The sequence below is a fragment of the Mesorhizobium sp. M7A.F.Ca.US.007.01.2.1 genome, assembly GCF_003998165.1.
Classification (GTDB): Bacteria; Pseudomonadota; Alphaproteobacteria; order Rhizobiales; family Rhizobiaceae; genus Mesorhizobium; species Mesorhizobium ciceri.
On record NZ_RZQP01000273.1, the window covers coordinates 1 to 7482 of the forward strand.

At 63.8% G+C, this 7482-nt stretch carries 5 protein-coding genes; 3 read left to right on the plus strand and 2 right to left on the minus strand.

The features are described 5' to 3' along the window. Window positions 1-764: FAD-binding oxidoreductase (locus tag EN949_RS30700; RefSeq protein WP_164782589.1), on the minus strand; the 764-nt coding region annotated here is incomplete at its 3' end. A gap of 254 nt (window positions 765-1018) precedes the next feature. Next, window positions 1019-2596, minus strand: coding sequence for a trimethylamine methyltransferase family protein (locus EN949_RS30710; RefSeq protein WP_127365791.1), 1578 nt, complete (start codon window positions 2594-2596; stop codon window positions 1019-1021). A 252-nt stretch (window positions 2597-2848) separates the two neighbouring features. Between EN949_RS30710 and EN949_RS30715 the strand changes: the two genes are divergently transcribed. From EN949_RS30715 to EN949_RS30725, 3 genes are all read left to right on the plus strand, one after another. Next, window positions 2849-4024, plus strand: a complete 1176-nt coding sequence (locus EN949_RS30715) for an MFS transporter (protein WP_064993711.1) — start codon at window positions 2849-2851, stop codon at window positions 4022-4024. Between the two features lie 144 nt (window positions 4025-4168). Next, a complete protein-coding gene (locus EN949_RS30720) occupies window positions 4169-5341 on the plus strand; it encodes an MFS transporter (RefSeq protein WP_024501292.1) in 1173 nt (390 codons plus the stop codon). A 66-nt stretch (window positions 5342-5407) separates the two neighbouring features. Next, window positions 5408-7480, plus strand: a complete 2073-nt coding sequence (locus EN949_RS30725; protein ID WP_063168190.1) for a prolyl oligopeptidase family protein — start codon at window positions 5408-5410, stop codon at window positions 7478-7480. Window positions 7481-7482: the final 2 nt, after the last annotated feature.

Below are 7482 nucleotides of genomic sequence, written 5' to 3' on the forward strand. Positions count from 1 at the left end.
CCCTTGAAGTCGAGCACGCCGATCATTTCGCGGCCGGTCGATTTGTTGAATTCCTCGACCTCCGGCATCGGCTCGGTGAGCAGATACATATGTTCCATGGCCAGAACCGGCAGTTCGACGCCGACCATGCGGCCGATCTCGCGCGCCCACAGGCCGCCGCAATTGACGACATGCTCGGCCTTCACCGTGCCCTGTTCGGTGACGACATTCCAGGTGCCGTCGACCTCCTGCGTCAATTCCACGACGCGGTTGCGCAGCACGATCTCGGCGCCGAGTTTTTTCGCCGCCTTTGAATAGGCGATGGTGGTGCCGGACGGGTCGAGATGGCCTTCGACCGGATCCCACATGGCGCCGACGAAATTGGTCTCGTCCATCAGCGGGAACATCGCCTTGGCTTCGGAAGGGGTGATCAGCTCTGTGTCCATGCCGAGATAGCGGCCCTTGGCGTGGGCAAGGCGCAGGAAGTCCATGCGCTCGGGCGTGTCGGCCATCATCACGCCGCCGGTCAAATGCAGCGAGCAGGACTGGCCGGATATCTCCTCGATCTCCTTGTAGAGCTGCACCGTATAGGCCTGCAGCTTGGCGACGTTGGGGTCGCCGTTCAGCGTGTGGAAGCCGCCCGCCGCGTGCCAGGACGAGCCGGATGTGAGTTCAGAGCGCTCGATCAGCATGATGTCGGTCCAGCCGGCCTTGGCCAGGTGGTAGAGAACCGAGCAGCCGACGACGCCGCCGCCGATGACAACCGCTTTTGCGTGAGATTTCATCAAGATAGGTCCGCTTTTGGAGAGATTGAATCGGGGGAGTGGGGCGTGCCTGTTTCGCGACGGCTGCGTGTTTCGTGAATGGCTTCCCCCACTCCGTCGCTGCTTCGCAGCGCCACCTCTCTCCCCTCCGGAGGGAGAGGAAGGGCGCCAGCCTGGATAAGCTCGCGCCTTTCCTCTCGCCCGTCGATCGGGGGAGAGGTGGCGAGCGCAGCTCGACGGAGTGGGGGTCGACCGTTCATCAACAATACTGCCGATCAAAAATCGGTCGGCGCGCCGCCTTCGGACCGGCGCTTGGCGACGAAGGCGTTGAGTTCCTCGCGGATGGCCGGGTCCATGTAAGGCTCCTCATAGGACGCCAGCCGCTCCTTCCAGACCTTGTTGGCCTTTTCGAGCGCCGTCGGCGAGCCGGCTTCCGCCCAGGTCTCGTAATTGCGCCAGTCGGAGAGGATCGGCGAGTAGAAGGCGGTCTTGTAGCGGTCCTGCGTGTGCTGGGTGCCGAAGAAATGGCCCCCGGGGCCGACCGACTGGATGGCGTCGAAGCCGAGTGCCTCTTCGGAAAGGTCGAGCGGGGTCAGGAATTCGGCCACCATCTGCAGCAGGTCAATGTCCAGAATGCTCTTCTCGTAGGAGCAGCGCAGGCCGCCTTCGAGCCAGCCGGCGGCATGCATCATCAGGTTGCCGCCGCCCTGGATGGCGCCCCACAACGAGAACACGCTTTCATAAGCCGCCTGCGCGTCGACCGTGTTGGCGGCGCAGGTGTTGGAGGTGCGGTAGGGGATGTTGTAGCGGCGGGCAAGCTGGCCGCCGACGAGCTGCGCCTTCATGTATTCCGGCGTGCCGAACGCCGGTGAACCGGACTTCATGTCGACATTGGAGGTGAAGCCGCCATATCCGACGGGGGCGCCCTTGCGCACCATCTGGGCGAAGGCAATGCCGGCAAGCGCCTCCGCGTTCTGCTGCACCAGTGCGCCGGCGATGGTGACAGGCGCCATCGCACCCGACAGGGTGAACGGCGTCACGACGACGACCTGGCCCTTGCTCGACATCTGGATGATGCCTTCCATCATCGGCACATCGAGTTTCAGCGGCGAATTCGTGTTGATGATGGTGAAGACGGACGGCTCTTCGAGCATCTGCTCGTGGCTGATGCCGCGCGCGATCCTGGCGATCTCGATGCCGTCGACATTGCGTTCCTTGCCGAGCGAATAGATGTGGAACACCTTGTCGGTGAGCACACTGAGATCGCGGATGCATTCGAGATGGCGGACGGATGGATGGATATCGGTCGGCTCGACCGGGTAGCCGCCCGTGCAGTTCAGAATGTTGTGCATCTGCGCGAGCTTGAGGAAGTTGCGGTAGTCCTGCTGGTTGCCGGGCCGGCGGCCGCGATCGATGTCGGAGCAATTGGGCGCCGACGCCATCATCGAGACGATCACATTGTTGCCGCCGAAGCGCACATTGTGCGCAGGATTGCGGGCATGGATGGTGAATTCCGACGGGCAGTGCGACACCAGGTCGAGGATCATGTCGCTGTCGAAGCGCACCCGCTCTGAGCCGTCACGCACGTCGGCGCCATGCGCCTTCATGATGCTGCGGGCCTCGTCATGCAGCACGTCGACGCCGATTTCCCGCAGCACGCGCAGGGAAGCGAGGTGAATCGATTCCAGCTCGTCGTCGGAGACCAGCCTGGTTGGCGCCAGAGGGTTCTTCAACTGGCGAAAAGCCGGCTGCTCGAACGCGGCCGAGCCGCCGGCGCGCTTTCCAGCGCGGCCGCCGCGACGGGCGCGGTCGGTGGCCAATGCCGGTTCTGAGGGTTGTAGGGCGGCGGTCATGATGGTCCTCGTGGGATGCGATAGCGGGCGGCATAATGGACCGGCGGCTGTCCGGCCATTGCGGAGGCGACGACCACTAGGGCGAGGGAAGCGACATGCCGGAACGGCAGGTGCCCGGCCGCGACATCGGCGTGATCAGGTTGCCGCGTTGGAGCAAGCGGATTTCGGTGGCCGGCCCTTTCCTTCCGGGGATCGAACCGATAGCTACTTGGCTTGCCGGCCTGATGGCCAGCAGTTCATCTGGATGGCAGCATGGTCGCGACCGGCTCGAGCGAAGGCGAAGCAGGAACGCAATGGGCAGCGCTTGCCGGCGTCACCGCGGCACTTGCCATGTTTGGCGCCGCGCAAGGGCTGAGCTCGCCGCTGTTCACATTGCTGATGCAGAAGCAAAGCATGTCGCCGGCGCTGATCGGCCTGTCGGCGGCGATGATGCCGCTCGGGCTGATCCTGTCGGCTTCCTTCGTGCCGGCGGCGGTGCGGCTGGTCGGCGGGCGCAACCTGGCGGTCGGCTGCTCGCTGATCGGCGCGCTCTGCTTCCTGGGCATCGGCTATCTGCAGGACTGGGTGGCGTGGTTCGTCATCCGCTTCATCATCGGCGTGGTCATCAATCCGCTTTATATCCTTGGCGAGGTGTGGGCGCTGTCGCTGGCACCGCCGTCGCGGCGCGGCAGGGTGATGGGCGTGTTCAACACGCTGATGGGCGCCGGTTATGCCGCCGGACCATTCGCGCTGACCCTGCTCGGTACGTCGGGCTGGGCGCCTTTCATGGTCGGCGTCGCCGGCTTCGCGCTCTGCGCGGTGATCCTGCACGCCGTCTCGTCAAAGCTCACCGGCTTCGAGGATGACGGCCAGCCTGCCAGCGGCCTTGTCGGGTTTGCCAAAATGGCGCCGGCGCTGCTGCTTGCCGTGCTTGTCTCGGCGGCGGTCCAGCAGAGCACCTATGCGCTGGTCCCGGTCTTCGGCGCCAGCTATGGCCTGGCGGAAGCCGTTCTGGCCTCGCTGGTGATGGCGCTTTCCCTCGGCAACATCCTGCTGCAGATACCACTCGGCCTTCTGGCGGAGCGTTTTGGCGGCCGCGCCATGATCATCGTCTGCGCACTGGCAACAACCGTTTGCGCGCTTTTGCTGCCTCTGCTGATCACAACGCCGTTGATCTGGGTGGTGCTGCTGGTGATGGGCGCGGTCGGTTACGGCGTCTACACCATGGCATTGGTCGAACTCGGCAGCCGGTTCAAGGGCTCTGTGCTGGTCGCCGGCAACGCTGCCTTTGCGCTGATGTGGGGCGTTGGTGGCATCGTCGGCCCACCCGGTGCGGGCCTGCTCATGCAAGGCATCGGCCCACTTGGGCTGCCGGTGGTTATTGCCGCTCTCGACGCGGTGCTGGTGATGTTCGCGCTGTACCGCTCATCCATGCGCCGAGCTTCCTGATAAGCCCAACCTCCTGACAGGCCCAGCCTCCTGACAGGCCCAGCCTCCTGACAGGCACTGTCTGGAGCAAGCAGTTTTCGCCCGCCAGGGGCTTACCTCTGCGCAACTCAATCGCTAATCCTGCAGCCCGACAGCGGTGCGTACATGAATTTGGTTGAATCGAACAAGGACGAGACGATGCAATGGGCGGCGATCACCGGTGTGATCGCGACCGTCTCGGTGTTCGCCATCGCGCAAGGGTTGTCCTATCCGCTGCTGAGTTTCATCCTGCAGCGCCAGGGCGTTTCGCCAGCGATGATCGGCTTGTCGGCGGCCATGACGCCGATTGGCTTCATTCTGTCATCGCCGTTGATCCCGGCGCTGGCCCGCCGATTCGGGGCAGGGCGCACCGCGCTCACCTGTGCGGCCCTTTCGGCTGTCGTGCTGGCGCTGATCGGCTGGACGCAAAATGTCTATTTGTGGTTTCCCCTGCGCTTCCTGATCGGCGTCGTGACCAATCCGCTCTATGTGCTGAGCGAGATCTGGGTGATCGCGCTGGCACCGCCGGCCCGACGCGGCCGCGTCATGGGTGTCTATTCGACGATCATCTCGGCCGGTTTCGCGACCGGGCCACTGTGCCTGCTTGCAGTCGGCACTGAGGGCTGGCCGCCCTTCCTCGTCGGCATTTTCGCCTTCGTGCTGTGTGGCATTTGCCTGGCCTCGGTGCTGCCGCGTTTGCCCAAGGTCGACGAGGCCGGGCACCAGGTTTCCGTCCTGGGTTTCGTGCCGCTGGCGTGGCTGCTTTTGTTCGCCGTCATAGTCGCCGCCGGCTTCGAACAGGGTGCGTTGGCGTTGCTGCCGGTCTATGGCACCCATCACGGCATCACCGAAACCCGCATGTCGGCGCTGCTGTCGGTGATGATCGCCGGCAACATCGCCATGCAGGTGCCGCTCGGCCTTTTGGCGGAAAGGCTTTCCGCGCGCCTGGTGCGGCTTGCCTGCGTCGCGATCACGGTGCTCGGCTGCGTCCTGCTTCCGCTTCTCATCGAGTCGCCGCTGATCTGGCCAATGATCTTTGTCTGGGGCGCGGTTTCCTACGGCATCTACACAATGTCGATCATCGAGCTCGGCGAACGCTTCACCGGCTCCGCACTGGTCGCCGGCAATGCGGCCTTTTCCTTGATGTGGGGCGTCGGCGGCATCGCCGTGCCGCCGCTGGCGGGGGGCGCCATGGATGTTATGGGCGCCGGCGGACTGCCGATCACGCTTGGGCTGCTGTGCCTGGCGCTGGCCATTGCGAGCCTCGCTGGTCGGCGGAAAGCCTCAATTGTGCGCTGAACATGGTGAATATCGACGGCCTGTCGGCGTTGGCTTTTTCAAAGCAACGCGTTTATCGGAGACCTCATGACCAAGCCTGCCACCCAGACGCCGAATTCCGCCCCCACGACCGACGATCCCTTTCTCTGGCTGGAGGACAGGACAGCCAAGCAGTCATTGGACTGGGTACATCGCCAGAACGAGATCACGGTTGGCGAATTGCAGGGCGATCCGTCCTATCAGGCGTCGTTCCAGACCGCGCTCGATCTGATGACGGCCGAGGACAACATCGCGGTCGGCGCGGCAAAAGCCGGCCATGTCTACAATTTCTGGCAGGACAAGACCAATGTGCTCGGCCTCTGGCGCCGCACGACCGTCGCTTCCTACAAGACCGAGAAGCCCGACTGGGAAACGATCATCGACTTCGACCAGCTTGCGGCGGAGGAAGGGATAAAATGGGTTTTTGGCGGCGCCAGCCGGCTCTATCCCGACTTCAACCTTTGCCTTGTCTCGATGTCGCCGGATGGCGGCGACGCCAGCGAGATGCGCGAATTCGACATCGCGACCAAGTCGTTTGTCGAGGGTGGGTTTCGTGCACCCGCTTCCAAGTCGGGTTTCAGCTGGCTGGATAAGGACACCGTGATTGTTTCGGCCGCTTTCGACGAGGCCGACAAGACCGAGTCCGGCTATCCGCGAATCATAAAGCTGTGGAAGCGCGATACCAAGCTGGAAGACGCAACGCCGATCTTCGAGGCGCAGAAAGAGGATCTCGCCGTTGGTGCCGCTGTCGAGTACGACGGTGACAGACGCTATCTGGTCCTGGCTCGAACGCTGAATTTCTTCGCTTCGCACATCTTCCTTCGGCTGCCTTCCGGCGAAAACAAACAGCTGCCGCTACCGGACGACATGACCGATACGGCAATATTCAGGGATCAGCTCGTGTTCGGCGTGCGCAGTGCATGGACGGCGCCCGACGACACGGTTTGCAAGCCCGACGGTCTTTATTCGCTGGACCTGGCGCGCTGGGTCGAGACCGGCGCGATCGGGCCTGTCGAAACCTTGTTCGAGCCGGCCTATCGCGTTTCCATAGCCGGCATTGCCCGCACGCGGGACCGGCTGTTCGTCAGCCTGATGGACAATGTGCGCGGCAAAGTTGTCGTCTGCGAGCGCATGGATGGCAACTGGTCGCTGAAACCGGTGGCGCTGCCCGAAAATGGCAATGTCGGCATCAGTCATGCCGAGCAGTTCGGCTCGAGTGTGTCCTTCTCCTTCACCGATTTCCTGACCCCGAGTTCGATCATCTGGTCCGACGACAATGGCGAGACGCTCGCCACCGTGAAGTCGCAGCCGGCGCGTTTCGATGCCTCGCCGCTGATCTCGGAACAGTTCGAGGCGCGCTCCAAGGACGGCACGATGATCCCCTATTTCGTCGTCAGGCGGCGCGACCAGAAAGGTCCGGTGCCGACGCTGCTTTACGGCTATGGCGGCTTCGAAGTGCCGCTGCTGCCCGGCTATGCCGGCGTGCGTGGTAAGCTGTGGCTGGAGAAAGGCAATGCCTATGTGCAGGCATGCATCCGCGGCGGCGGCGAGTTCGGCCCAGCCTGGCATCAGGCGGCGCTCAAGGGCAATCGCCAGAACGGATTCGACGATTTCGCAGCGGTCGCGCAGGACGTCGTCAAGCGCGGCATCGCGACAGCAAGCTCGCTCGGCATCCAGGGTGGTTCGAATGGCGGCTTGCTGACCGGCGTTTCCTTGACGCAGCATCCCGAGCTTTTCGGCGCCGTCATCATCGAGGTGCCGCTGCTCGACATGCTGCGTTACGCCGAATTGCCGCCTGGAGCCTCGTGGATGGCCGAATATGGCGATCCGTCGAAACCCGAAGACGCGAAGTGGCTTTCAGCCTACTCGCCCTACCAGCATGTCGACGCCGCTGCCGCCTATCCGCCTGTGCTGCTGACCACATCGACCGCTGACGATCGGGTCCATCCCGGCCATGCGCGCAAGATGGCCGCCCGCTTGCAGGAAGCCGGCCATGCGAGGACGCTGTTCTTCGAGGAGACCGAGGGCGGCCATGGCGGGCGTGGCGACCGCCGGCCGCAGGCGGCGCAGACGGCGATGAAATATGTCTTCCTGCAAAGGGCGCTGACAGCCAAGGCCTAGAG